Genomic DNA, 24591 nt, shown 5'->3' with positions numbered 1-24591 from the left:
CGCCCGCCGGTCCCCACCCCACACCCCCGGCACCCCCACCCCCAGCGCACTTCCGCCTCCTCCCCTCCCTTTCCAAGGAGCCCTCTGTGAGACGCAAGCGAGTCCTGCCGCCGACCGTGCTCATCCTGTGCACGGCCGCCCTCGCGGGTACGGCCCCCGCGGTCGCCTCCCCGCTCACCGCGACCGCCCCCGCGCGGACGACGGCACCTCCCGCAGCGCCGCTGCGCATCCTGCTGACGAACGACGACGGCTACAACGCACCCGGCATCCGCAAGGCGTTCGAGCGCCTGACCGCCGCCGGGTACGACGTCACGATCGTCGCCCCGCTCACCAACCAGAGCGGCACCGGCACGAAGATGATGAGCGCCCCCACCCTCGCGGTGAAGCACCCCGAGCCGAAGGTGTGGGCCGTCGACGGCACCCCCGGGGACTGCGTGCTCTTCGGCCTGTCCGAGGTCTTCGAGGGCCGCGCCCCCGACCTGGTGGTCTCCGGCACCAACTTCGGCCCGAACGTCGCCGGCCTCGCCACCCACTCCGGTACGGTCGGCGGCGCCGTCGCCGCCCTGGAGAGCGGCGTCCCGGCCATCGCGCTGAGCACCGGCGGCATGGCCGTCCCCGACCCCGCCGCCACCGTCAACGCGATGGGCCCCACCATGGACTTCGCGGTCAAGCTGATCGACCGCCTGCGCACCCGGGCGAAGTCCGGACCGCTGCTGCCCAAGGGCGTCGGCCTGAACGTCAACCACCCGGTCGTCGGCGCGGACGGCAAGGGCACCGCCGCCGGGGTGGCCGCGACCTTCCAGGACCCGCAGGCCCCGCTCCAGCCGGACTTCACCGACTCCGGGGACGGCACCTGGAAGGTGGACGTACGGTTCCGCCCGCAGCCCCCCGCCAAGGGGGGTGACGTGGAGGCGGTGGGCGCGAACAAGATCGCCGTCAGCCCGATGAACGCCGACTGGAACACCGGACCGGCCGACTTCGCCGTCACGGCGGCCCTGGTCGCCGGAGTCCGCCCGTGACCCGGGCGCGTACGGGCGGGGTGCGGTCGCTGCTCGCCGCCGCGTGCGCGGTCGCGGCCCTGCTCACCTCCGCGCTCCCCGCCGCGGCCGCGGCGAAGGCCCCGCCCGGCGGATCCCCCCGTCCCCAGGCCGCCGTCGCGCAGGGCGTGGTGCGGGGCCGGGCCGTCGAGGGGTCCGGGGCCCAGGAGTTCCTCGGCGTCCCCTACGCCGCTCCCCCGGTCGGCGACGCCCGGCTGCGCCCGCCGCAGGAGCCGCGCCCCTGGACCGGCGTCCGCGAGGCCGTCCGCCAGGCCCCGGCCTGTCTGCAGTTCTCGCCGTTCGGGCTGAGCGATCCGGCGGCCGTCAGCGAGGACTGCCTGTACCTCGACGTGTACCGGCCCGCCGCCGCCCGCGCCGGAGCCCGGCTGCCGGTGATCGTGTGGCTGCACGGGGGTGCGTACAGCCAGGGCACGGGCACGCAGTTCGGCGGCGGCACCATGGCGGAACTCACCGGCAGTGTCGTCGTCAGCATCAACTACCGCCTGGGCCAGCTCGGTTACCTGGGGCTGCCGGAGATAACCGGGCAGAACCCGCAGCGCTCCGGCTCCTTCGGGCTGATGGACCAGATGGCGGCGCTGCGCTGGACCCGGCAGAACATCGCCGCGTTCGGCGGGAACCCGGGGAACGTCACGGTCTCGGGTCAGTCGGCGGGCAGCGGTTCGGTGTGCGCGCTGCTCGCCGCGCCGTCCGCGGCCGGCCTGTTCCACCGGGCCGTACTGCAGAGCGGGCCCTGCACCCTGCTCCGTACGCCGGACGGCGCGCGGGCCGAGTCCGAGGCGCGGACCTTCGCCGCGGGCGCGGGCTGTACGGACGCGGCCGCGCTGGCCGCGTGCCTGCGGTCCGCCTCGGGTACGGCGCTGGTCGAGGCGGCCCGTACGGTGCCCACCTCGGGCCCGGCGTCGGGTGACGGGCTGCTGCCGGTCGATCCTGCGACGGCCATCGGGAGCGGGCACTGGAACAAGGTGCCGGTGATGATCGGGAGCACCCGGTCCGAGGCACGCCTGTTCGTCGCGCTGACCCAGCCGTACCTGACGCAGGAGCAGTACACGGCGCAGGTCCTGGCGGGGTACGGGGCCGCCGGGCCCGAGGTGCTGGCCCGCTATCCGGTGTCGGCGTACGGGTCGCCGTACCTCGCGCTGTCGGCGTTGACGACGGACTCGACGTTCGCCTGCCAGACGGCGTGGACGGCGCAGCTGCTGGCCGCCCAGGTTCCCACGTACGTCTACGAGTTCGACGACCCGGACTCGCCGACGCTGCGCGGGGCGCAGGTGCCCGGCCTCGACGAGTCGAACGCGCACAGTGCGGAGTTGGCGTACCTGCACGACTTCACCATGGCCGAGCGCCCGCTGACGTCCGCTCAGGTGGCTCTCGCGACACGGATGAAGCGGTACTGGGGTGCCTTCGCGCGCTACGGGACCCCCGTGGTACCGGGGCAGACGGCGTGGCCGGCGGCCGGTTCCGGGGCGACGGTCCTCACGCTGAACCCCTCGGCCACCCGGACGGGCACTTCGTTCGGTTCGGACCACCAGTGCGCGTTCTGGCGGTCCCAGCCGCCCCGGCCGCTCTGACCGGCCGGGGACGGCCGCGGCCCGGGATCCGTACGGTCCCGGGCCGCGGGCCCGTCGCCCCGTGGCGCGGGCAGGCGCGGGGTCAGGCGCCGGATCAGGCGCGGCAGCGGAGCATCGCGAGCGGCGGGTACGCGAGCAGGTCCGCCCAGTACTCCTTGCCGAACTCGCGGAGGCCCGCGTCGGAGACCTCCAGCGGGACCCAGGTGATCTCGCCGAACCCGGCCGCCCCGAGGGACGTCTCGTAGGCCTCGCGGTGCGGGGCCGAGGAGACGATGGTGAGGGGCTGCGGGTCGAGGAGGGCGGTGACCCGCACCCGCCGGCCCGTCTCGATCTCGCCGGCCGGCTCGCAGCGGAACCCGTACGTCTCCAGGGACGGGCAGTCGAACCGGTAGTCGGGGTTCTGCGCGAGGACGAAGAACTCCCCGCCCGGGACGAGGTTGCGGTGGATGTTGCGGCACATCCGCTCCATCGTGGCGAGGTCCTCGGCGTAGTTGAGGCACTGCACCCCCAGCGCGATGTCGAAGCGTGCTTCGAGGAGCGGGAGTTCGGCTACGTCACCGACCTCGTAGCGCACGCCCAGCGGTTCGCGCCGTTCGATCTCGCGCGCGGCGGCGATCATCTCGCCGGAGATGTCGACGCCGAGGACGTCGGCGGCGCCGCGCCGCTTGAACTCCCGGCTGTAGAAACCGGTTCCGCACGCCAGGTCGAGGACCGACCTGCCGCTGACCTCCCCGACCAGGCCCAGGAAGCTGGGTACCTCCCCGTACCGGATCATCGGCAGGGACTTGAACCCCTCGAACGCCTCGCCGATCCCGTCGTACTGCTGTCCGCTCATCGTGCCGTCCTCCCCGTGGTTCGTCCTGGTCGGCAGTCTCACCGAATCCTGACGGGCCGTCGTACGGGCAGAACGCACAAAGATCCGGACCGCCTCCCGGCTTCCCGTACGGGCGGGCCTCAGGCGCTCCCGGTGCGGGACCTGCGGCGGCGGAGGGTGAACAGGGCCGCCGCGAGGGCGACGAGGAGGGCTGCGACGGTCAGCAGCCAGGCCGGGATCCCCCCGACGGTGAGCAGCTCCCCGTGGTAGATCACCTTGCGGTACGGGGTGTCGGCGGCCGTGGCGCGCAGTTCGTGGTCGCCGTCGATGCGGGCCGGCTCCGGGAACTCCTGGTCGATCGCGGTCAGGAACGCCGGCTTGCCGCCGGTGAGCGCGGCGAGGCCGCCCTCCGGGGTGACCTCGCCCGCGAAGGTGACCTTCGGCTCGGCGCCGCCGATCGGGGAGGCGGGCTCCATCCGGTGGTCGGCGAGGATGTAGAGGCCGAGCGACTGCGGGGTCTTGGCCAGCCGGGAGAGCCGCATCGGGTAGACCGGCCGGTCGCTGTCGAAGCGGATCCTCAGCGGGTCGAGGGCGCCCCTCAGGGGCTTGCCGGGCTCGCGGGGGGCGAGGCGTACGGCGACGTACTCCCACTTCTGGTCCACGTACGGCTTCAGTTCGGCGGACAGGCCGTCGGGCAGCTTGAAGCCGTTGGTCTCCAGCCAGGTGCGCAGCGCGTCCGGGTCGGTCGCGGTCAGGCGGGCGACGTCGAAGTCGCCGAGCTGCTCGCGGCCGACGACGCCGACCGCGGAATCCGCCGCGCCGGGGAGTGCGGCTCCCACCGAGTCGCCCGTGGTGGCGGAGAACGGCCAGTCCCGGTCGCGCGGCCAGAAATAGCCGCGCGTCTTGTACTCGGGCCGGGTCAGCCAGGTCAGCTGGCGGAACATCTCCGCGTCGCCCAGCTCCACCGTCGCCCGCCCCGGCACCGGCATGATCCACGCCGCCCGCTGGGCGTCACCGCGGACGACGAACCGCATCACGATCTGTTCGGTCCGCCCGTCGAAGCGCACGACGGAGGTCTCGCGTTCGACGCCGATCCGGGCGTAGCCCTCGGGGATCATCGCCCCGCAGCCGCACGCGTACGCCGGGCTGATCAGGGATCCCAGCTGGGTCGCGAGCAGGGCCAGCAGGAGGGCGGCGATTCTTCGTTTCATCCACACGGGGTCTCAGACGAGGACCCCCGTGATCCGGTTCCGGCCAAGATCCGCGGCCGGAACCGGGCCCTGGTCACAGGCCCGTTCCGACTCGCGGAACCCCCTGGTCAGGCCGGTTCCCGATCCCCATACTGCTCGCATGAGAGGGACGGAGAACACGCCGCGCACCAGCCCCCTGGTGCCCGACGCGGTGGGGGCGGAGATCGGCCGGCACGACTGGGAGGCGATCACCTGCGGCTGCGGCCGCGGCGCGGGGCACCTCGTGGACACCCTGTGGGCGGCGGCCGAGGGTCATCCCGCCGCGTTCCGCGCCCTGGAGGGCCACGCCTTCCTCTCCGGCCGCCTGCACCCGCCCGCTCCGGCGGTGTGCGGGGTGCTCATGGCCGTCTGGTCGGCGGGGCCGCCGCGGCTGGCCACCCGCGAGGCTCTGCTGTGGACCCTGCTGTCCCTGCTCGGCACCGAGGACGACGGGTCCTCGCACGAGGCCGGGCTGTACGGGCAGTGCGCGGCGTTCGTCCGCGCGGGACTGCCTTCGCTGCGCCACGCGGCGGCCGCCGCGCCGGGCACGCCGACGGCCGCCTACGTGGACGGCGTCGTGGAGCTGCTCGGCCTGGCCGCCTGAGACCCCGGGCGGTCCTGCCGCGGGACGCCACCGCGGAGGCAGGCGCGCAGCAGCTCCGGGGTGACCTCCTCCAGCGACCGGGCGAAGGTGCGTACCGGCGAGGGCGGCACCTCCAGCAGCGACGGGACCACCAGGACCCGGCACCCTGCGGCCTCCGCGGAGGCCGCGCCGTCGGGCGAGTCCTCCACCGCCACGCAGTCCCGTACGTCGGCGCCGAACCGCTCGGCGGCGCTCCGGTAGGGGTCCGGGTGCGGCTTGGTCCGGTCCGTGTCGTCGGCGGACAGCGTGAACGCGAACGGGACGTGGGCCAGTGAACCGCCGACGACCGAGTCGACGACCAGCCGCGGCGAGGCACTGACCAGGGCGAAGGGCACGCCCTGCGCTTCGAGGGCGGTCAGCAGCCGCTGGGCGCCGGGCCGCATCGGCGCCCCCGCCTCCACGGCGCGGAAGAAGTCCGCGGTCAGCCCGCGCGCCACCTCGGACGGGTCTCCCCCTCCCGAGACCCGTACGAGGTGGGCGGCGGTGTCCTCGACCGCGCGCCCCACGACCTCCGGGGCGTCCGCGTCGGTGAGTTCGTGGCCGAGGCCCCGCGCGATCCGTTCCGTGGACCGCCACCACAGGACCTCGGTGTCGACGAGGGTGCCGTCCATGTCGAACAGGACGGCGGCGAGGCCGTTCACGCGGACCGGGCCACGACGAGCATCGGCCGCTCGGCCAGGCCCACGCGGGCCCGCGCGCCCGGCGCCAGCTCCCCCGCGTCCCGCGAGGGCAGGTCCGCCTTGACGGAGGTGCCGCCGGGCAGGTCGATGTGGAGCCGGGTCACGGCGCCGAAGAAGGACGCGGAGACCACGGTCGCCGTGCCCTCGGGGTCGGCGGCGGCGGTGACGTTCTCGGGCCGGACCAGTACCTCCACCTCCCGCGTGGCCGTCGGGACGGGCCCGTCGACGGGCAGCCGCGCGCCGGCCACCTCCACCAGGCCGGAGTCGGTGATCCGTCCGGGCAGCCGGTTCATGGTGCCGACGAACTCGGCGACGAACGGCGTCGCGGGGCGCTCGTACAGCTCGGCGGGGGCCGCGCACTGCTCCAGGCGGCCTGCGTTCAGGACGGCGACCCGGTCGGCCATCGACAGCGCCTCCTCCTGGTCGTGCGTGACGAACACGGTGGTGATGCCGAGGGAGAGCTGGAGCCGGCGGATCTCGTCGCGCAGGTTGGCCCGTACCTTGGCGTCGAGCGCGGAGAGCGGCTCGTCGAGCAGCAGGACGCGGGGGCGCAGGGCCAGGGCGCGGGCGAGGGCCACGCGCTGCTGCTGACCGCCGGACATCTGGTGCGGGTAGCGGTCGCCGTGGTCGGGCAGGCCGACCAGGTCGAGGAGTTCGGCGGCGCGCTCGCGGCGCTGGGCGGCCCCGACCTTGCGGACGCGCAGGCCGAAGGCCACGTTGTCGCGGGCGCTGAGGTTCGGGAAGAGGCTGTACGACTGGAAGACCATTCCGGCGTCACGCCGGTTGGCCGGCACGCGGGTGATGTCCTCGCCGTCGACCAGGACTTCACCGGAGTCGGGCTGCTCGAAGCCCGCGACCACGCGCAGGGCGGTGGTCTTTCCGCAGCCCGACGGGCCGAGCAGGGCGACGAGTTCGCCCGGCTCGATGGTCAGGTCGAGCCCGTCGAGGGCGACGGTGGAGCCGAACGCCCGCCGCAGTCCGCGGAATTCGACGCGCGCGCCCGGCGCGGAGGCCGTGCGGTCATCGGAGCCCTCGGACTGCCGGGCCGCGGGAAGGGTGGTGGACATGGGGGTCAGGACTCCTTGCGGGAGGTGGGGGACGAACTGGGGGCGGAGGACACCGTGGCGGGGTTGGTCCCGGCCCGCGAGAGGACGAGCAGCAGCAGCCAGGTGATGAGGAGGCTGAGGACGGAGACGGCGACCGACATCCGGGCGTGGGCCCCGGAGATGGTGACGATCCACACGGCGAAGGGCCTGAAGCCCAGCAGCGAGGCGATGGTGAACTCGCCGAGGACCAGGGCCAGCGTGAGGAACGCGGCCCCGGCGAGCGAGGCCCGCAGATTGGGCAGCAGCACGCGCAGGACCACGTACGGCCAGCCGGCGCCGCAGCTGCGGGCGGCCTCGACCAGCGTCGGCACGTCGATGGCGCGCATGCCCGCGTCGAGCGAGCGGTAGACGAAGGGCAGCGCCAGCACCGTGTAGGCGAGGACGAGCACGACGGGGAACCGCTCGTCTTGTACGGCCAGGAAGGTCTGGTACAGCGGGGTCCGCGACAGGTGCTCGGGGCCCCAGCGCAACACGGTGGTGATGCCCGTGACCAGCGCGATCGGCGGGACCACCAGCGGCAGCATGCACATCACCTCGACGACCGGGCGCAGCCGCGGCGAGCCGAGGCGCACGGCCACCAGCGCGGGCACGGCGAGCAGGAGCGACACCGCGATCGTGGCGGCGGCCAGCCCGAGGGAGAGCAGCATGCTCTCGGTGAACCCGTCGGCGGCGAGGAGCTGGGTGTACGCCTCGAAGCTGACGCCCTGGCCGGGGACGTGCACGGTGAAGACGAAGGAGGCGATGAGCGGTACGAGGAAGTACGCGCCCGCCAGCAGGAGGACGGCTCCGCGCCAGACGCGCGGGCGGGGGCGACGGCGCGGGGCACGGGTCTTCGCCGTGGATCCGGCCGGCGCCGCCCCGGTGTGCGGGGTGGCGCCCTCGGTGTCCGGGGCGGTCGGTGCGGGCGTCGGGGTCATCGCAGCCATCGGGCGCTCCGTCGCTGGAGGGGCAGGTAGACCGCCATGACGAGGCCGGCGATCAGGATCATGTCGAGCCCGAGGGCGAGCGCCACGTTCTCCTGGCCGGTCAGCACGTTGCCGGACAGCGCGTCGGCGATCTTGAGCGTGACCAGCGGTACGGAGCCGCCGACCAGGGCCGCGGCGGTGGCGTGCGCGGCGAAGGCGGTGCCGAAGAGCAGCACGAACCCGCCGAGCAGCGAGGGAGCCAGGACCGGCAGTCCGACGTGGCGCCAGAACTGCCGTCCGGTGGCCCCGTTGTTCTGGGCGGCCTCGCGCCACTGAGGGCGCAGTCCGTCCAGCGCCGGGGCGATCACGAGCACCATGAGCGGGATGAGGAAGTACAGGTAGACCACGGTCAGGCCGGTGAAGGAGTACAGGTTCCAGCCGAATCCGGTGAGATCGGCGAGCTGGGTGACGACTCCGGAGATGCCCACGGTGGCGATGAACGCGAACGCGAGCGGTACCCCGCCGAAGTTGGCGAGCACGCCGGACGCGGTCAGGGCGGCGCTGCGCAGCGCCTGCGACCGGGAGGTGACCACGGCCTGTGCGATCAGGACCCCCAGCACGCCGCCGATCAGGGCGGTCAGGGCGGAGAGCTGGACGCTGCCGATGAGCGAGCCGAGGTACGGGCCCTGGAGCGAGCGCGCGAGGTGCTCGCCGGTCAGCTGCGTGGCGCCGGTCGAGGGGTCGGTGCGGGTGACCGCGCCGAAGGCGATGGCGCCAAGCGGGATGCCGAAGCAGAGCCCGGTGAAGGCGAGGAGGGGGAGGGCGGCCAGCCAGGTGCGCGGGCCGCGCCGCCGGCGGCGGCTGGTGGTGCTGCCGCCGGCGGTCCCCTCCGGGTGGGAGGTGGGGGTGGAGGGGGACATCAGGAGAGGGCCTTGTCCCACTTCTCGGCGAGGGTGGCCTTGGCCTTGTCCAGCTCCGCGGAGGCGGGGAAGGCCGGGGTGCCCTGGATCTGCGGGAGCTTGGCGGCGGCGTCCTTGTCGACGGTGCCGTCCTGGGTCATCACCGGGAGCAGGACCGCGCGGGCGTGGCCCCCCAGGTACAGGTTCTGGCCCTCGGCGCTGTAGAGGAACTCCATCCACAGGCGGGCGGCCGCCGGGTTCGGGGCCTCCTTGTTGACGGCCTGCGAGTAGTACTGGGCGTAGACGCCATCGGTGGGGACGGCGACCTTCCAGTCGACGCCCTTGCCCTTGAACTGCTCGGCGTAGCCGGCGTTCAGGTAGTCCCAGTCGATGGAGATGGGCGTCTCGCCCTTCTCCACCGTGGCCGGGGTGGACTCGACCGGGATGAAGTTGCCGCTCTTGCGCAGCTGTCCGAAGAAGTCGATGCCGGGCTGGATGTCGGCGAAGGAGCCCTTGTTGGCGAGCGCGGCCGCGTAGACGCCGCCGAAGGCGGAGCCGGACTTGGTCGGGTTGCCGTTGAGGGCGACCTTGCCCTTGTACTCGGGCTTCAGCAGGTCGGCGAAGGTCGTCGGGCAGTTCGGGATCTTGGCCGCGTCGCAGCCGATGGAGACGTAGCCGCCGTAGTCGTTGTACCAGCGGGCGTCGGCGTCCTTCTGGCCGGCCGGGATCTTGTCCCAGGCGGTGACCTTGTACGGGGCGAACAGGTTCTCGGCGGCCCCGCTGCGCGCGAAGGCGATGCCGAGGTCCATGACGTCGGGGGCCCGGTCCTGGCCCTTGCGGGACTTCACGGCGGCGATCTCGTCGGCGCTGGAGGCGTCGGGGTTCTCGCTGTTGACCTTGATCTTGTACTTGGCCTCGAAGGCCTTGATGATCGCGCCGTAGTTCGCCCAGTCCGGCGGCAGCGCGATGACGTTCAGCTTGCCTTCCTTCTGGGCGGCCGCGACGAGGGCGTCCATGCCGCCGAGGTCGGCCGCCGAGGCGGCGGCGCCCGGCTGGACCTTGGACTTGCCGTCGCCGGCGGTACCGGCGGCCTTGTCCGGAGCGGCGCCACACGCGCTGAGCGTGGTGAGGACAGCGGCGCTGAGCAGTACGGCTGCACCGCGGCGGGCGGAGGAACTGAGCACGGTCTCTCCCGGAGACGGGTTCCTGACGGGGGTCGACTTGTCTGAACAAGTTGGCTCCAGTTCGCCCGGCCCCGCTGTACGGACGGTGAACGGGGGCTGGACCGCGGGGCACGAGTCGAGGAAGAGACGAGATTGACCGAAAGAAGCCGTGACAGGGAGGCTTCAATGATCTTCGAATCCCGGGTCGGGGGGCTCGTCGGGATACGGTCGACGGCATCCGGTGACGACGACAAGGGCAGCGAGGGGGCGGGGCGGCCATGGGCACGATCCGGTATCTGGAGATCGCCGAAGCGCTGCGCACGGCGATCCTCTCCGGCGAGTACGCGGTGGGCGCCCAGCTCCCCTCGGAGAGCGATCTGGCCGCCCGCTGGTCCGCCTCGCGCGGAACCGTCCGCCAGGCGGTGGCCACGCTCGCCGCGGAGGGGCTGATCGGCTCCCGGCAGGGCGCCCGGAGGATCGTTCTGCGCCACGAGCGGCGGCACAGCTTCGGCGAACTCAACAGCTTCGCCCAGTGGGCCGAGGGGCTCGGCCAGGAGGTCACCAGCCGCTTCCTCACCCGGGTCCGACGGCCGGCCACCGCCGAGGAGGCGGAGCGGCTCGCCCTCGCGCCGGGCACCGAGATCCTGTCCGTGCTGCGGCTGCGGCTCCTCGACGGGGAGCCCACGATGGTGGAGCGGACCGCGTTCGCCGACTGGGTCGCCGCCGCGGTCGAGGCGATGCCGCAGGACGTCCGCTCGGTGATGGACCGTCTCGCGAACGACTCCGGGATCGTGGCCCATTACGGCGAGCACCTCATCGACGCGCTCTCCGCCGGCAGCGAGGACGCCCGGCTGCTGGGGGTCCGGCGCGGCAGCCCGCTGCTGCGCCAGCGGCACGTGTCCGCCACCGCCACGGGCCGCCCGATCGAGTGGACCGACGACCGCTACCGTGCGGGCAGCGTCACCTTCAGTGTGAGCAACTCGGCGGTAGCCACTCCCCTGGAGCGGCGGACGGGCGAGGGCTGACGGCCCGGTGCGCGAACACGGCGGCCGCCGCGCGCAGGGCGGACCGTCCTCGGCCGCGGGCGGCTCAGGCGTCCGCGACGCCGACGATCGCGCCGTCGCGCAGCTCCAGCACGCGGTCCGCGAGTTCGATGAGGGCCGGGTCGTGGGTGGCGACGAGAACGGTGACGCCTTCGCTGCGCACCACCGCGCGCAGCAGCTGCATGATGGAGCGGCCGGTCTCGGAGTCGAGCTGGCCGGTGGGTTCGTCGGCGATGATCAGGGCCGGCTCGTTGGCCAGGGCGCGGGCCACGGCCACCCGCTGCTGCTGGCCGCCGGAGAGTTCGCCGGGCCGCTGCCCGGCGTGCTCGGCCAAGCCGACCAGCGCCAGCAGGGTGCGGGCACGCTCCTCGCGCTGCTTGGCCGGCATCTTCCGCATCCGCATCGGGACGCCGACGTTCTCCAGCGCGGTCAGGACGGGGATCAGCCCGAAGGACTGGAACACGAAGCCGATCCGGTCGCGGCGCAGCGCGAGCAGGCCCTCTTCGTCCAGACCGGCGAGGTCGGTACCGTCGAGGACGACATGGCCCCCCGTCGGGGTGTCAAGGCCTCCGACCAGGTTCAGCAGGCTCGTCTTGCCGGAGCCCGAGCGGCCCTTGAGAGCGGTCAGCCGCCCGCGTTCCACCTCGAACGACACCCCGCGCAGCGCGTGTACCTCGCGGTCGCCGCTGCCGAAACTGCGCCGGAGACCGTGGGCCACGACCATGGGCGTCTGCGCCGTGTCGACCTGGTTCTGCGTCATGGTGTGGACTCCCCCTGGAATCTGCCGACGATCACCGCCGCGGGCCACGCCGCATCGGCCGTTGCCATCGCCTCGTTCGCCCTCAATCGCTTCGTTTCGAATTTGTTCATCCGCCCCACCCTTCGCGCAAGCCCCTTCCGTCGCGCGTTCGAATCTGACAGCATCGTCCGCTATCCGGTGCCATCGGTCCGGATGGGGGAGGAAAACGGCACATGCTCGGCTTCGTCGTGCGCCGGCTGCGCGGGCGAGTGCCGCTCGCCGCCGCCGTGCTGCTGACCGTACTGATCACCACGACCGTGCTGACCGCACTGTCCGCGTTCACCCGCGGCGTGGGCGAGGCCGGACTGCGCCAGGCCCTGCAGGGACCCGACCGGGCGCGGACCACCGTCCTGGTGACCGGCGAACACGCCGCGCCCGACCGCGGCTCGGACGACGAGGCCGTACGCGCCTTCGCCGGCGAGCTGTTCGGCCGGCTGCCCGTCGCCGTCGAGAACGTGGCGCGCAGCCGTTCGTACGGGCTGCCCGGCGCGCGCACCCCCGGCCGGGACGCCGACCTGACCCTGCTGGCCGCCTTCGACCACCGCAACGTACGCCTGCTCGCCGGCTCGTGGCCCGAGCCGGTCGGCGCTCCCGGCGGCCGGGTGCCGGTGGCCGTGCCCCGGGCGGCGCTGACCCGGCTCGGGCTGAGCCCCGAGGCGCTGCCCGCCGAGGTGCGGCTCGACGACCGCTACGGCGGCTCCCCGCTGACCGTGCTGGTCACCGGGGTCTACCGGGCGGCCGAACCCGAGGCGCCCTACTGGCGGCTCGACCCGCTCGGCGGCCGCGAGCTCCAGGTCGGCAGCTTCACCACGTACGGCCCGCTGCTCGTGGACGACACGGCCTTCACCGCGGGCGGGCTGGTACAGAACAACCGTGCCTCGCTCCTCACCCCGGACCTGGCCACCACCAACGGCTCGGACGCGGAGGCGATCCGGGACCGCGCGGCCGCGGCCGCCGAGTCGCTCAAGCGCACCAAGTCCCTCCAGGCCAGGACCGAACTCCCCGATTTCCTCGGTGAACTGGCCTCGGCGCAGCTGGTCGCCCGCTCGACTCTGCTCATCGGCGCCCTCCAGCTCGCCGTCCTGGCCGCGGCCGCCCTGCTGCTCGTGGCCCACCTGCTGACGGAGCGCCAGGAGGGCGAGCGCGTGCTGCTCGCCGCGCGCGGCGCGTCCCGCCGGCGCCTCGGCGCCCTGAGCGCGGCCGAGGCGCTGCTGCTCGCCTTGCCCGCCGCCGTTCTCGCACCGCTGCTGACCCCGCCGCTGCTGCGGCTGCTCGGCGGGTTCGGACCGCTCGCACGGGTGCCGTTCGACACCTCCGGGACCTGGCTGCTGTGGCCGGTCGCGGCGGGCTGCGCCCTGGCCTGCGTACTGCTGGCCGCGCTGCCCGCCGTGCTGCGCGGCGTCGCCGCGGCGGCCCTGCGACGCAGCGGACGCCGTCAGGCCCTGGTGGCCGGGGCGGTCCGCTCGGGCGCCGACCTGGCGCTGGTGGCACTCGCCGCCCTCGCCTACCAGCAGTTGTCGCAGCACAGCGGCGACGGGCTCACGGCCGGGCCGGCGGCCGGCAGTGGCGGCGGGACGATCGGTGTGGACCCGGTGCTGGTGGCCGCACCGACGCTGGCCCTGTGCGCCGGCACGCTGCTGGTGCTGCGGCTGCTGCCGCTCGCCGCGCGGCTGGGCGGGCGGATCGCCGCCCGGGGCCGCGGGCTCGGCCCTGCTCTCGTGGGCTGGCAGCTCGCGCGCCGGCCGGGACGGGCCACCGGGCCCGTACTGCTGCTCGTACTCGCCGTGTCCAGCGGGGTCCTGGCCCTCGGCCAGCACACTGCCTGGTCCGCCTCCCAGCGCGACCAGGCCGAGTTCACCACCGCCGGGGGTCTGCGGATCTCCGGCAGCGACCTGCCCGCGATGGGCCAGGCCGGCCGGTACGCGGCGCTGCCCGGCGGTGACGGGGTGATCCCCGTGATCCGCGAACCGCAGGAGCTCCCGGGCGGGCGGGCCGCGCAGGTGCTCGCACTGGACGCGGCCGGGGTGGCCGAACGGGTGCCGCTGCGTGCCGATCTGCGCGACGGGCGGGGCATGCGGGAGCTGTTCGCGCCGCTGTCGAAGCCCTCCGTCCCGGAGGCGGGCCACATCGCGCTGCCCGGGAAGCCGCGGCGCGTCGACCTCGACGTGGACCTGCGGGTGTCCGGCGGCGACAGCGGGCACCCCGGGATCGGTCTGCTGCTGCGCGACCGCTTCGGGCTGACCTATCGGACGCCGATGGTCCAGCTGCCCGGCACCGGGGCTTCCACCGTCTCCGTGGACCTCGGCGCGCCGACCGGCGCCCCCCTCGGTTCGGCCGCGGCCCCGCTGACCCTGGCCGGGATCGCGGTGTCGTACGGCGCGGGAGAGGAGTACCCGGGCCTCGACGCGGAGGAAAAGGCGCCCGGCGGCGCGGAGTTGACCGTACGCCGACTGGCCGTGTCCGACACCGCGACGGGCCGGGCCGAACCGGTGGTGGCCGGTGCGGGCGCGTGGTCGCTGTCCGGGCCCGCGCTCACCGACGGCTCCCGCGCCGCCGAGCTGCTGCCGGGCACGCAGGACGGCTCCGAGCTGCTGCGGGTGCGCTACCGGGGCGGCAACGAGGCCAAGAGCGGGATCCAGCTGGCGCTGACGCCGCCGGGGGCGCAGGGCTCCGCCGAGGTGCCCGGGATCGCCACCCGCGCCTATCTCGCCGGGGTCGGCGCGGCTGTCGGGGACCTGGTGCCCGTCCCGCTGGACGGCGCCACGGTGCCGGTGCGGATCACGGCCGCCATCGGCTCCCTGCCGGTGGCCGGTGACACCGCCCTCGCCGTCGACGTGGGCAGTGTGGGTCGCCTCCTGGCGGCGGGCGGCGCACGCGAGCTGCCGGCCCCCACCGAGTGGTGGCTGCCGGCGAAGTCCGCCTCCGACACCGCGCCGGCCCGCGCCGCCGCCGAACTGCGGGCCGGAGCCGGGGTGCAGCAGGTACGGCTGCGCGAGGAGGTCGCCGCCGGGCTGCTGGACGACCCGCTCAGCGCGGGTCCGCAGGGCGCACTGGCCGCCCTCGCCGCGGCCTGCGCAGTGCTGGCGGCGATCGGCTTCGCCGCCTCCGCGGCGGCGGGAGCCCGTGAGCGGGCCCGCGAGTCGGCGGTGCTGCTGGCACTCGGATCGCCCGGCCGGACCCTGGCCCGGACGGCGGCCGCCGAGAGCGGCCTGCTGGTCGGACTCGGCTGCGCCGTCGGGGTCGGTCTGGGCGCCGCGATCGTCCATCTGGTGGTGCCGCTGGTGGTGTTGACGCCCGCCGCGCGCCGCCCGGTGCCCCAGGTGATCGTCGACCTGCCGAACGGCACGACGCTGCTGCTGACCGTCGCGATCGCCGCCGTGCCGCTGCTGTCCGCGGTGCTCGGCGGCCGACGCGACCGGAACGTCTCGAACGCGGCCGCCCGGCTGCGGTACGTGGAGGAGCTGTGACCAGGCCCGCAGACATGCCGGACGGCGCGCGAGGCGGCGTACCGGAAACCGCGACGGACGGAGCGCCGGGCCACGCACGTGCGAGCGCGCCCTGGGTGCGGACCCGGTTGCGCTCGGCGCCGTCCAGCGCCCTGCTCGCCGCGGCCCTCGCCTTCGTCGCCGTACTGCTCGCCGCCGCCCTGCCGCGCGCCCTGGACCGGGGCGCCGATCAGGCCCTGCGCTCGTTCCTGGACGACCGCGGTCCCGCCGCGACGAGCCTGCTCGCCACCTCCACCTCCCGGTACGGGAACGAGTCCCCCGAGAACCTGGATTCCGTACGCGACGCGCTGCTCGCCCGTACCGGCGACGCCTTCGCCGTCGCCCCCGCGGGAACGGTCCAGGGCACCCAGGCGGCAAAGCCGCGCAGCCTCGCCAATCCCGAACTGCCGCGCCCCGATGGCGTTCCGCCCGGCCTGGACCTGCTCTACCTGCGCGATGCCGCCGCCCACACCGCGCTGGTGGAGGGACGCTGGCCGAGCGGCGGAGCCCCGGACGGGCCCGTGCCGGTCGCGATCTCCCAGCAGGCCGCGCAGACGCTGGGCGTGCGGATCGGCACGGTGCTGCAGACGGTCCCGAGCAGCTCCGACCCGATGAGCGCCGAGGTGGTCGGTCTCTACCGGGCCACCGACGAGGCCGACGTCTTCTGGACCGGGCTGCCCTGTCTCACCCGTGCCTGCGCGAGCAACACCTCCACCGTTCCGCCGCAGCGGTACTGGAAGACCGCCGCCCTCGTCGGGCCCGACGGGCTCGACCGGCTCGGACCGTGGGGCGCGGGCGCCGAGGACTTCTGGCGGATCCCGGTGGACACCGACCGGCTGCGGGCCGACCGGCTGCCCGTCGTCGCCCGGGAGATCGCCGCGTACGTGGGCGGCCCGACCGCCTCCGCCCTACGGGGCACCACCCAGCGGAGCGACCTGCGCATCGCCTCCCAGCTGCCGGAGCTGTTCAAACAGGCCGAGGCCCGCCAGCAGGCGGTCGCGCCGCTGGCGGCGATCGGCCCGGCGGGGGTGGCCGGGGTGGCGGCCGTCGTGCTCTGCCTGGCCGCCGCCCTCACCGGGGACCGGCGGGAGTCGGAGCTGCGGCTGCTGCTGGCCCGCGGCGGATCGCCGGGCGGCATCGTCGGCCGGCTGCTCGGCGAGGGCGCCGTGACCGTCCTGCCCGCCGCCGCATTGGCCACCGCACTCGCGCTGTGGCTGCTGCCGGCTCCCCGGTCGGCCGCCGCCCTGCTCGCGGCCGGGGCCGTCGCGTTGCTGGCCTGGCTGGCGTTCCCGGTGCGGGCGGCCGTGCTGCTGTCCGCGCGGCGCCGCGGACCGGCCCCGCGGCGCCGGCTGGTCGCCGAGCTGCTCGTCGCCGCCGCCACCGCCGCGGCCGTCTTCGAAGTACGGCAACGCGGTGTCGCGCCCGCCGGCGAGGGCCTGGATCCCCTGCTGGTCGCCGCCCCGCTGCTGCTCGCACTCTGCGGCGGCCTGGCACTGGCCCGGCTCCAGCCCGTCCTGGTGGGGATGCTGGCCCGGGCGGCCGGACGGTCGTCCGCACTGGTCGGCTTCCTCGGCCTGGCCCGCGCGGCCCGGGGCACCGGCGGCCGGGCCCGCCCGCCGGTCCTGCCGCTGATCGCGCTGCTGCTGGCTGTGACCACGGGCGGGTTCGGGGCCACGGTGCTGGACGCGGTGGACAGCGGACGGCTGCGGGTCGCCCGCCTGGCGGTCGGCGGCGACGTCCAGATCGCGGCGCCGTACGGGGGCGCCCTGCCCCCGGCGATGACCGAGGCCGCCGCCGCGCTGCCCGGCGTACGGACGTCGGCCGGCGTGTGGACGGACGACAAGGCGTTCGTGTTCGGCACGGTCCAGGGATCCACCCAGGTCACGGTGGTCGTCGCCGAGCCGAAGGCGTACGCGGAACTGGCCCGGACCATCGGCCGCGGACAGTTCGACCCCGCGCTGCTCTCGGCCGGCCCTTCCGCCGACGCGCCCGTGCCGGCGCTGTTCAGCAGTGACCTGGCCAAGCTGGCGGCCGCCGGTACCTACCGGCTGTCGCTCGGCGGCGGTGAACTGCAGATCGGTTCCGTCGGTGTGGTGGAGGGAACCCCGGCCCGGCCCGGACCGGGCGGCGCCGTGGTCGTCCTGCCGGCCGGGCCGACCACCGCACGGCTGCCCAGAACCGGTCGTCCCGATCGCTGGCTCGCGACCGGGCAGGTCGACGGGGACCGGCTGCGCGAGGCCGTACGGGCCGCCGCCCCGGCGGGGACCGCCGGGCAGTACACCGTACGGACCAGCGCCGGCACGGCCGCCGAGCTCGGCAGCGACCCGCTCCAGCGGTCGGCCGTGCGGTTGTTCTGGGCTTCCGTGGCCGCAGTCGCAGGCTTCGCCCTGCTCGCCGTACTGCTCACGCTGGTACGGGCGGCGCCCGAACGCGCCGCCCTGCTGGCGCGGTTGCGCACGATGGGGCTGCGACCCCGGGACGGCATCCGGCTGATCCTCACCGAGGCGCTGCCTCAGGCGCTGGCCGCCACCGTCGGCGGCGCGCTCGTCGCGGTCTCGGCCGTCGCCCTCCTGGGGCCGGCGATGGACCTGTCCGCCCTGGTCGGTTCCAACGTGCCCACGGGACTGCGCCTGACGGCGCCGCCCGTGCTGACGCAGGCGCTGGGGCTGGCCCTCCTGGTCACCCTGGCCGTGATCGCCGAGGCGGCGATCTCCGGACGGCGCCAGATCACCACCGAGTTGAGAGCGGGAGACCAGCGTTGACGCTGAACAGCGAGCAGCCGACCTATGAAGAGCTGCGCCGGCAGGCCCTGGCCGCCGCCGAACCGCGCACCCGGCGCGCCGACACCGCCATCGCCTGCGACCGCCTGGTCCGCATCTTCAGCGCCGACGGGGTCGAGGTGCAGGCGCTCCAGGGCCTGGAACTGGCAGTGGAACGGGGTGATCTGGTCGCCCTGGTCGGCGCCTCCGGCAGCGGCAAGTCCACCCTGCTCAACATCCTGGCCGGGCTGGACGTCCCCACGGCCGGTTCGGCCACCGTGGAGGGCTTCGACCTACTCGGGATGTCGGCGAAGGACCGGCTGCGCTACCGCCGCGAGGCGGTGGGCTTCGTCTGGCAGCAGACCGCCCGCAACCTCCTGCCCTTCCTGACGGCGGCCCAGAACATCGCCCTTCCGATGCAGTTGACGGGACGGCGCGGACGCGGCGCGGCAGGACGGCAGGCGGACCGGGTCGCCCGCCTCCTGGAGGCGCTGGAGATCTCCGATCTCGCGGACCGGCGCCCCGCCGAGCTCTCCGGCGGTCAGCAGCAGCGGGTGGCCATCGCCGTGGCCATGGCCAACGACCCGGCGGTGCTGCTGGCGGACGAACCCACCGGGGAGCTCGACTCCGAGACCGGAGCGGCGATCTTCGAGGCCTTCCGCACGGTCAACCGGGAGCTCGGCGCCACCGTGGTCATCGTGACGCACGACCCGCTCGTCGCCGGGGAGGTCCGCCGTACCGTGGCGATCCGCGACGGCCGCACCAGCAGCGAGGTGCTGCGCCGCACGGTTACCGACGAGCACGGAGCGGAGTCGGTGAGCGAGCGCGAGTACGTGATGCTCGACCGGACCGGCCGCGTGCAGCTCCCGCACAAGTTCCTGGAGGCCCTCGGGATGGAACACCGGGTCGCGGTCGACCTGGCCGCGGACCACATCGAGGTCCGCCCCGACACGGCGCAGGACCCGTCCGCATGAGCCGCCCCCGCCGGTGGACGAACTGGTGGGCGTCACTTCCGTGGGGCGGGTGTCGTTAGGGCCTCGGGGTTGACTCTGGGGGCGAAGGGATGACGGAATGCGGCAGTTTCCTCTGGAGATGCACCAGATGGCACCGGGACGGGTCGTGGAGTGGCGGTTGCGGTCCACGGCCGGGGCGGCGGCGGACGCCGGCGGCGCGGGCGGCCCGGTGGGGGGTGCTGCGGACGGGGTGCCGGCCGACGCGGCGGGCAGGAGGGCATCGTTCAACCAGGACAAGCACTTCACCGTCGCCGAGGAGAGCCGCGGCGCCGACGACCCCGTCGCCTCGTGGATCGCGGTCACGTTCGAGGTCACCGGAGTGCTCGACGAGCAGGCCCTGACCGGGGCCCTGCTGGCCTTCGTACGCCGGCACGAGGTGCTGCGGTGTGAATTCCGCCGCCTCGCGGGCGAGTTGGCGTGCGAGCCGATCGCCGCCGCCGAACTCGCCCTCGACACCGTGCCCGTGGCCGCCTTCGACTGTTCCGAGGCCCTGCGCGGCTTCCTCGTCGACCGGTTCAAGCGCAGCATCGACACGCTGTCCTGGCCGCTGTTCACCATGGGCGCCGTGCTGCGCGGGGAGTCCGCGACCGTCTACCTCGCGTTCGACCACATCGTGTGCGACGGCCTGTCGATGCCGATCGTGGTCCACGAGGTGCAGAGCGCGTACGAGGCGCTGTGCCGCGGCGAGGAGATCGATCTGCCGCCCGCGCCGAGCTATCTCGACTTCGCCGAGGAGCAGCGCCGCCGCTACCTCTCCATCGACGCCGGTGACGACCGCCTCGGGTACTGGAAGTCGTTCATGGCACGCGGCGGCGGGGAGTTCTTCCCCCGGTTCCCGCTCGAACTCGGCGTCGAGCCGGACCGGATGTACCCGATCGTCAACGAGGCCTCGCCGCTGCTGGACGCGGCCGAGGCGGAGGTGTTCGAAAAGGTCTGCCGGGCGGTGGACGGCAAGCCGTTCATGGGAGTCCTGGCCGCCGTCGCGGTATGTCTGCGCGAGGCCGGCGGCCCCGGGGTCTACCGGGGCTTCATGCCGGTCAGCGAGCGCGGGCGGACCGGCTGGGCCAATTCGGTGGGCTGGTTCGTCAACACCATGCCGATCGAGTTCGACGCCTCGCCCGGCCGGGACTTCGCCCAGGTCATGGCGGCGGTCCGGGCCGGGTTCGGCGAGATGATGCGGCACATCGACGTGCCGTTCGTACGGGCCTGGCAGCTGCTGGCGCCCGCCGAGTTCGCCGCCCGCTCCTGGCCCTACCCGGTGAACTTCTTCTCGTACATCGACACCCGCAAGTGCCCCGGCGCCGAGCGGCACGAGGACTGGCGGCCGACCTCCCACGTGTGGTCGGCGCGGGCCAACGGTGCCTGCTCCTGGTTCCAGCGGGACACCGCCGGTCTGCACATGAACTCGATCTACGTGGACACCGCCGCCGCGCGGCGCACGATGGACGATTTCCAGGAGGCGCTGCGCGCCACGGTCCGGGAGATCGCCCGGCACGGTTCCTTCCGGCGGCCGGTGGCCCTCACCGCGCCGCGCCGACCGCTCGGCACGCCGCTGAACGGCGCGGCTCCGTACGCCCCCTCCGCCCTGCGCTCCTGACGACGCCGGCCGCCCGTGCTCACACGCGGGCGGCACGCCCCAGCAGCAGGTCCCGTTCCCGCGCGTTGTGCGTCAGCGAGGCGGCGCGTTCGAACTCCGCCCGGGCCTCCTCCCTGCGGCCCAGCCGCTCCAGCAGGTCGCCGCGGACGCTCGGCAGCAGGTGGTAGGTGCGCAGGGCCGGCTCCCCGGCGAGGGCGTCGACCAAGGGGAGCGCGGCCTGCGGCCCCTCGGCCATCGAGACGGCGACCGCCCGGTTGAGTTCCACGACCGGGGACGGGACCAGCTCGACGAGCCGTCCGTAGAGGGTGGCGATCGTCACCCAGTCGGTGTCCTCGTAGCGGACGGCCTCGGCATGGCAGCCGGCGATCGCGGCCTGTACGGAGTACGGACCGCTCCCCGCGTCCCGCATGGCCAGGGCCCCGCGGTGGATCAGCATCCGGTTCCACCTGGACCGGTTCTGGTCGGCGAGCAGCACCGGTTCGCCGTCCGGGCCGGTGCGCGCGGGGATCCGGGAGGCCTGGAACTCCAGGAGCGCCGCCAGCCCGTGGACCTCGGGCTCCTTGGGCATCAGGGCGGCCAGTACGCGGGCCAGCCGCAGGGCGTCCTCGCACAGGGCCGGGCGGACGAGGTCGTCGCCCGCGGTCGCCGAGTACCCCTCGTTGAAGATCAGGTAGATGACCTCCAGGACCGAGGAGAGCCGCTGCTCGCGGTCGGCTCCGTAGGGGACTTCGAAGGGCACTCCGGCCTTGGCCAGGGCCCGCTTCGCCCGGACGATGCGCTGGGCGACGGTCGGCTCCGGGGCGAGGAAGGCGCGGGCGATCTCCTGGGTGGTGAGCCCGCCCATCAGGCGCAGGGTGAGGGCGATCCGGGCCTCGGTGGCCAGGACGGGATGGCAGGCGGTGAAGATCAGCCGCAGCAGGTCGTCGTCGATGTCGTCGGGGGCCGCCGGCTCGGCGGGAGGCGGTACGTCCTCCAGGGTCCGGCCGACCTCGGCCAGCTTGCGGGCGTACGTCTCCTTGCGGCGCACGAGGTCGATCGCGCGGTGTTTGGCGGTGGCCATGAGCCAGGCGCCCGGCTTGTCCGGGACACCCGACTCCGGCCACTGCTCCAGCGCGGCGACCAGCGCGTCCTGGGCGATCTCCTCGGCGATGCCGACGTCGCGCACGATGCGCGCGACAGCGGCGATGATCCGCGCCGACTCGATCCGGAACACCGTTTCGACCGCCTGGGTCGCGCTCACTGCCGTCACGGCCACCCATCAGAGCAGCCGTGACGAGGCAGGGCAAATGCGGCGCGGTCAGCCTCCGTCGATCTGGCGCAGCTCGGCGCCGACGGTCCACTCCTCCGGGTGGATCTCCAGGAAGCGCTTGGTCCACTCCAGCGCCTCGGCCTTGTCCTTGGCCTGGAGGAGGGCGTAGCCGCCGACGACCTCCTTGGTCTCGGTGAAGGGGCCGTCGGTGTAGCTCAGCTTGCCGCCGGACCAGGTGACCCGGGTCCCCTCGGAGGTCGGGAGCAGCCCGGCGGTGTCGAGCATGACCCCGGCCTTGGTGATCTCCTCCATCAGCGCGCCCATGCGCTCACCGAACTCCGGCGGGAACTCGGTGTTCGCGGGCAGGGCCTGCTCGTCGATACGGATCAGGGAAAGGAAGCGCGGCATGGTGGCTCCTCGGTCGGACGGGCGGGGGCTGTCCCCGCCTCTCACTCCTGCGTCGAACGGGAGAGGCCCGGATCGACAGCTCCCCGGAGATTTCTTCAAAAAGAATCCTCCGGGCCGAAAAGCCCTACTCGCGAGTAGGATCGCGGGGCTCCGGCCCCTCCGAGAGGACATTCCCATGCCGCGCACCCCCTCTTCCCCCCTCCTGCTCGCCGGACTGCTGGCGACCGCGGGCGTGGCGCACGCCCTCGCGCCGAAGCAGTTCGACGCGATCGTCCCGAGCGCCCTGCCCGGCACCCCCCGGCAGTGGACGTACGCGAGCGGCGCGGCCGAGCTGGCGCTGGCCGCCGGAGTCGCCCATCCGCGGACCCGCCGGGTGGCGGCGCTGGCCACCGCGGCGTTCTTCGTCGGGGTCTTCCCGGCGAACGTCAAGATGGCCGTCGACGCCGGGCGCCGCTCCCCCGCCGTGCGGGCCGCGACGCTCGCCCGGCTGCCGCTGCAGGTCCCGCTGGTCCTGTGGGCCCGCAAGGTGAGCCGGGGCGCCGCCAGCTGACGGCACGCCCGCCCGGGTCACGGGCTGTCGCCCGACCAGTCCCAGTGGTCCGGATCGGCCGAGCGGCGGCTGTAGTGGGCGCGGCCGCCGGCCCCGTAGCGCCCTATCTCGGTGGGGAGCCGGGCCTCCTCGGCGAGTTGGCGCGGGCTCCAGCCCGTGATGTCCAGGAGGAGCCCGTCCAGCGGGCCGCCCACGAGTTCGCCGTAGAGGCGGCCGGGGCGCGCGCCGGGGTCGGGGTCGTCGTGGTCGGCGCCGTAGACCCGGCGCCTGAGCATCCTGTCGTCCATGGGCCCAGCTTCACAGCCACCACTGACAACGGGCCCGCGGCGCCGCCTCCTCAGCCTTCGAGGAGGCGCTGCCCGACGTACTCCCCCGGCGCGACCCCGCCCGCCACGGCGAACAGCGCGGACGCCTCGTGCTCGGTGTAGCGGGCGAGGGCGTCGCCCCGGGCCAGCCGGCGCTGGACGGGGACGAAGCCCGTGCGGGGATCGGCCTGCCAGGCGACGAACAGCAGCCCCGCGTCCGGTGCGCCGTCGGGCCGCAGGCCGTCGTAGTACGACCATCCGCGCCTCAGCATCGTCGCCCCGGCGTTGGTGCGGGGCGCGGCGAGCCGGATGTGGGCGTTGGCCGCGATGACGGGGATCCCGTCCGGCCGCGCGGCCTCCAGGTCCACCGGCGTGCGCTCGGTGCCGCCGGTCAGCGGGGCCCCGTCGGTCACGCGCCGCCCCACCGCCTCCTCCCGGTGGTGGACGGGCAGCCCCTCCCAGGTGTCGAGGAGCATCCGGATCCGGCGTACGACCACGTACGAGCCCCCGGTCAGCCAGGGCGGCGCGTCCGAGCCGGTGACCAGGATCCGGGCCCGCTGGGCGGGGTCCTCACCGGGGGCCGGGTTGGCGGTCCCGTCGAGCTGGCCCATGGGGTTGCGGTGGGTACCGGACGCGGCGGGGGAAGGCGCGCCCGCGGGCGGCCGGGTGAACCCGGACATCACCCAGCGGGTGCGCGCCGTGCCCCGGGCCAGCCGCTGGAGGGTGCGCAGGGCGTGTACGGCGGCGAAGGGGTCGTCCGCGCCGATCTGCACGAACAGGTCGCCGCCGGAGCGGGCCGGATCGAGGCGGTCGTCCGGGAAGTCGGGGAGCGGGGCGAGGGCCTCCGGGCGGGCCGGGGCGAGCCCGAGCCGGTCGAAGAGGCCCGCTCCGAAGCCGAAGGTGGCGGTGAGCGAGGCGGGCCCGGCTCCGAGGGCGACGCCGGTGTCGCCGGTGTCGCCGTCCGCCCCCGGACAGGCCGCGGCCGGCGGCTCGCCGCGGCTCATCCGGGCCGCCGCCCCGGTCCACGCGCGCAACAGGGCGGCCGCGCGCGCCCGGTCGGCCTCGGGCCCGAGGTCCAGGGCGGCGAGGTGCGCGTACGGCTGCCGCCTGGTCAGGATCCCGGCCTGGTACGGCCCGTGGAAGGGGATGACGGCCGCCGGCCCCCGGGCCCCGGCCCCGGAGGTCGTCAGTACGGCGCCGCCCGCGGCCAGGGCGGCGGCCGCTCCCCCGGCCCCGAGCAGGGCCCGGCGGGCGATCCGGGACCGGTCACCGGACGGACCGCGCCCGCCGGGCTCCTCGGCCGCGCGGCCCTCCACCG

Annotated in this window: 21 protein-coding genes; 9 read left to right on the top strand and 12 right to left on the bottom strand. The window is 74.7% G+C overall.

What is annotated here, in order from left to right:
• The first annotated feature begins 86 nt into the window (after positions 1-86).
• Complete coding sequence (gene surE / locus CP980_RS30355) at positions 87-1019, top strand: 5'/3'-nucleotidase SurE (protein ID WP_167535900.1); 933 nt, start codon at positions 87-89, stop codon at positions 1017-1019.
• Entirely contained in the window at positions 1016-2626 is a 1611-nt protein-coding gene (locus CP980_RS30350; protein ID WP_167535899.1) for a carboxylesterase/lipase family protein, read from the top strand. Before surE ends, CP980_RS30350 begins: the two co-directional genes overlap by 4 nt.
• 94 nt (positions 2627-2720) lie before the next feature.
• Here CP980_RS30350 and CP980_RS30345 read toward each other — a convergent pair whose 3' ends face one another.
• Both CP980_RS30345 and CP980_RS30340 read right to left on the bottom strand, forming a co-directional pair.
• Positions 2721-3461, bottom strand: coding sequence for a class I SAM-dependent methyltransferase (locus CP980_RS30345; RefSeq protein ID WP_150529551.1), 741 nt, complete (start codon positions 3459-3461; stop codon positions 2721-2723).
• A 119-nt stretch (positions 3462-3580) separates the two neighbouring features.
• Positions 3581-4651: a DUF2330 domain-containing protein gene (locus tag CP980_RS30340; RefSeq protein ID WP_132759883.1), complete on the bottom strand. Its 1071-nt coding sequence runs from the start codon at positions 4649-4651 to the stop codon at positions 3581-3583.
• A 139-nt stretch (positions 4652-4790) separates the two neighbouring features.
• Here CP980_RS30340 and CP980_RS30335 point away from each other — a divergent pair, with 139 nt between their 5' ends.
• Complete coding sequence (locus CP980_RS30335; RefSeq protein WP_132759882.1) at positions 4791-5273, top strand: hypothetical protein; 483 nt, start codon at positions 4791-4793, stop codon at positions 5271-5273.
• Here the strand turns inward: CP980_RS30335 and CP980_RS30330 are convergent.
• The 5 genes from CP980_RS30330 to CP980_RS30310 are packed head-to-tail and all read right to left on the bottom strand — an operon-like array spanning position 5231 to position 10086.
• Positions 5231-5953, bottom strand: coding sequence for an HAD family hydrolase (locus tag CP980_RS30330; RefSeq protein ID WP_268257413.1), 723 nt, complete (start codon positions 5951-5953; stop codon positions 5231-5233). The two genes, CP980_RS30335 and CP980_RS30330, sit on opposite strands and share 43 nt — an antisense overlap.
• Positions 5950-7059 (bottom strand): ABC transporter ATP-binding protein, encoded by a 1110-nt coding sequence (locus CP980_RS30325; protein ID WP_150529550.1) that lies wholly within the window; start codon positions 7057-7059, stop codon positions 5950-5952. The genes CP980_RS30330 and CP980_RS30325 overlap by 4 nt, the downstream gene beginning before the upstream one ends.
• A gap of 5 nt (positions 7060-7064) precedes the next feature.
• Positions 7065-8015 (bottom strand): ABC transporter permease, encoded by a 951-nt coding sequence (locus CP980_RS30320; RefSeq protein WP_132760100.1) that lies wholly within the window; start codon positions 8013-8015, stop codon positions 7065-7067.
• On the bottom strand, positions 8012-8923 hold the full coding sequence (locus CP980_RS30315; RefSeq protein WP_132759879.1) for an ABC transporter permease: 912 nt from the start codon (positions 8921-8923) through the stop codon (positions 8012-8014). The genes CP980_RS30320 and CP980_RS30315 overlap by 4 nt, the downstream gene beginning before the upstream one ends.
• The gene (locus CP980_RS30310) at positions 8923-10086 is read right to left on the bottom strand and encodes an ABC transporter substrate-binding protein (RefSeq protein WP_150529549.1); all 1164 of its coding nucleotides are present in this window, start codon (positions 10084-10086) and stop codon (positions 8923-8925) included. The genes CP980_RS30315 and CP980_RS30310 overlap by 1 nt, the downstream gene beginning before the upstream one ends.
• A gap of 257 nt (positions 10087-10343) precedes the next feature.
• Here CP980_RS30310 and CP980_RS30305 point away from each other — a divergent pair, with 257 nt between their 5' ends.
• Complete coding sequence (locus CP980_RS30305; RefSeq protein ID WP_132759877.1) at positions 10344-11090, top strand: GntR family transcriptional regulator; 747 nt, start codon at positions 10344-10346, stop codon at positions 11088-11090.
• A gap of 64 nt (positions 11091-11154) precedes the next feature.
• Here CP980_RS30305 and CP980_RS30300 read toward each other — a convergent pair whose 3' ends face one another.
• Positions 11155-11868 carry an ABC transporter ATP-binding protein gene (locus CP980_RS30300; RefSeq protein ID WP_132759876.1) on the bottom strand — a complete coding sequence of 238 codons (714 nt, stop codon included), beginning with the start codon at positions 11866-11868 and terminating at the stop codon, positions 11155-11157.
• Positions 11869-12080: 212 nt separating this feature from the next.
• Between CP980_RS30300 and CP980_RS30295 the strand changes: the two genes are divergently transcribed.
• The 4 genes from CP980_RS30295 to CP980_RS30280 all read left to right on the top strand — a co-directional run bounded on the left by CP980_RS30295 (position 12081) and on the right by CP980_RS30280 (position 20761).
• The gene (locus CP980_RS30295; protein ID WP_150529548.1) at positions 12081-15374 is read left to right on the top strand and encodes an FtsX-like permease family protein; all 3294 of its coding nucleotides are present in this window, start codon (positions 12081-12083) and stop codon (positions 15372-15374) included.
• Entirely contained in the window at positions 15371-18154 is a 2784-nt protein-coding gene (locus CP980_RS30290) for an FtsX-like permease family protein (protein ID WP_150529547.1), read from the top strand. The genes CP980_RS30295 and CP980_RS30290 overlap by 4 nt, the downstream gene beginning before the upstream one ends.
• Before the next feature lie 2 nt (positions 18155-18156).
• Positions 18157-19125: an ABC transporter ATP-binding protein gene (locus CP980_RS30285; RefSeq protein WP_150530406.1), complete on the top strand. Its 969-nt coding sequence runs from the start codon at positions 18157-18159 to the stop codon at positions 19123-19125.
• Positions 19126-19222: 97 nt separating this feature from the next.
• The gene (locus tag CP980_RS30280) at positions 19223-20761 is read left to right on the top strand and encodes a condensation domain-containing protein (protein WP_150529546.1); all 1539 of its coding nucleotides are present in this window, start codon (positions 19223-19225) and stop codon (positions 20759-20761) included.
• A 19-nt stretch (positions 20762-20780) separates the two neighbouring features.
• Here CP980_RS30280 and CP980_RS30275 read toward each other — a convergent pair whose 3' ends face one another.
• Positions 20781-22001, bottom strand: coding sequence for an RNA polymerase sigma factor (locus tag CP980_RS30275; protein WP_132760098.1), 1221 nt, complete (start codon positions 21999-22001; stop codon positions 20781-20783).
• A gap of 57 nt (positions 22002-22058) precedes the next feature.
• Positions 22059-22418, bottom strand: a complete 360-nt coding sequence (locus CP980_RS30270) for a YciI family protein (protein ID WP_099894254.1) — start codon at positions 22416-22418, stop codon at positions 22059-22061.
• A 175-nt stretch (positions 22419-22593) separates the two neighbouring features.
• On the opposite strand from CP980_RS30270, the gene CP980_RS30265 reads away from it, so the two are divergent.
• Positions 22594-22968 carry a DoxX family protein gene (locus tag CP980_RS30265; protein ID WP_150529545.1) on the top strand — a complete coding sequence of 125 codons (375 nt, stop codon included), beginning with the start codon at positions 22594-22596 and terminating at the stop codon, positions 22966-22968.
• Between the two features lie 17 nt (positions 22969-22985).
• On the opposite strand, the gene CP980_RS30260 is transcribed toward CP980_RS30265, so the two are convergent.
• Together CP980_RS30260 and CP980_RS30255 are read right to left on the bottom strand one after the other, a co-directional pair.
• Positions 22986-23255 (bottom strand): hypothetical protein, encoded by a 270-nt coding sequence (locus CP980_RS30260; RefSeq protein WP_150529544.1) that lies wholly within the window; start codon positions 23253-23255, stop codon positions 22986-22988.
• A 50-nt stretch (positions 23256-23305) separates the two neighbouring features.
• Positions 23306-24589 carry a Dyp-type peroxidase gene (locus CP980_RS30255; protein WP_229907039.1) on the bottom strand — a complete coding sequence of 428 codons (1284 nt, stop codon included), beginning with the start codon at positions 24587-24589 and terminating at the stop codon, positions 23306-23308.
• Between the last annotated feature and the right edge of the window lie 2 nt (positions 24590-24591).

It is taken from the genome of Streptomyces vinaceus (assembly GCF_008704935.1).
GTDB classification, from domain to species: Bacteria; Actinomycetota; Actinomycetes; order Streptomycetales; family Streptomycetaceae; genus Streptomyces; species Streptomyces vinaceus.
Note: the sequence above shows the minus strand (reverse complement) of the source record. Positions and strands in the feature narration are given on the sequence as shown.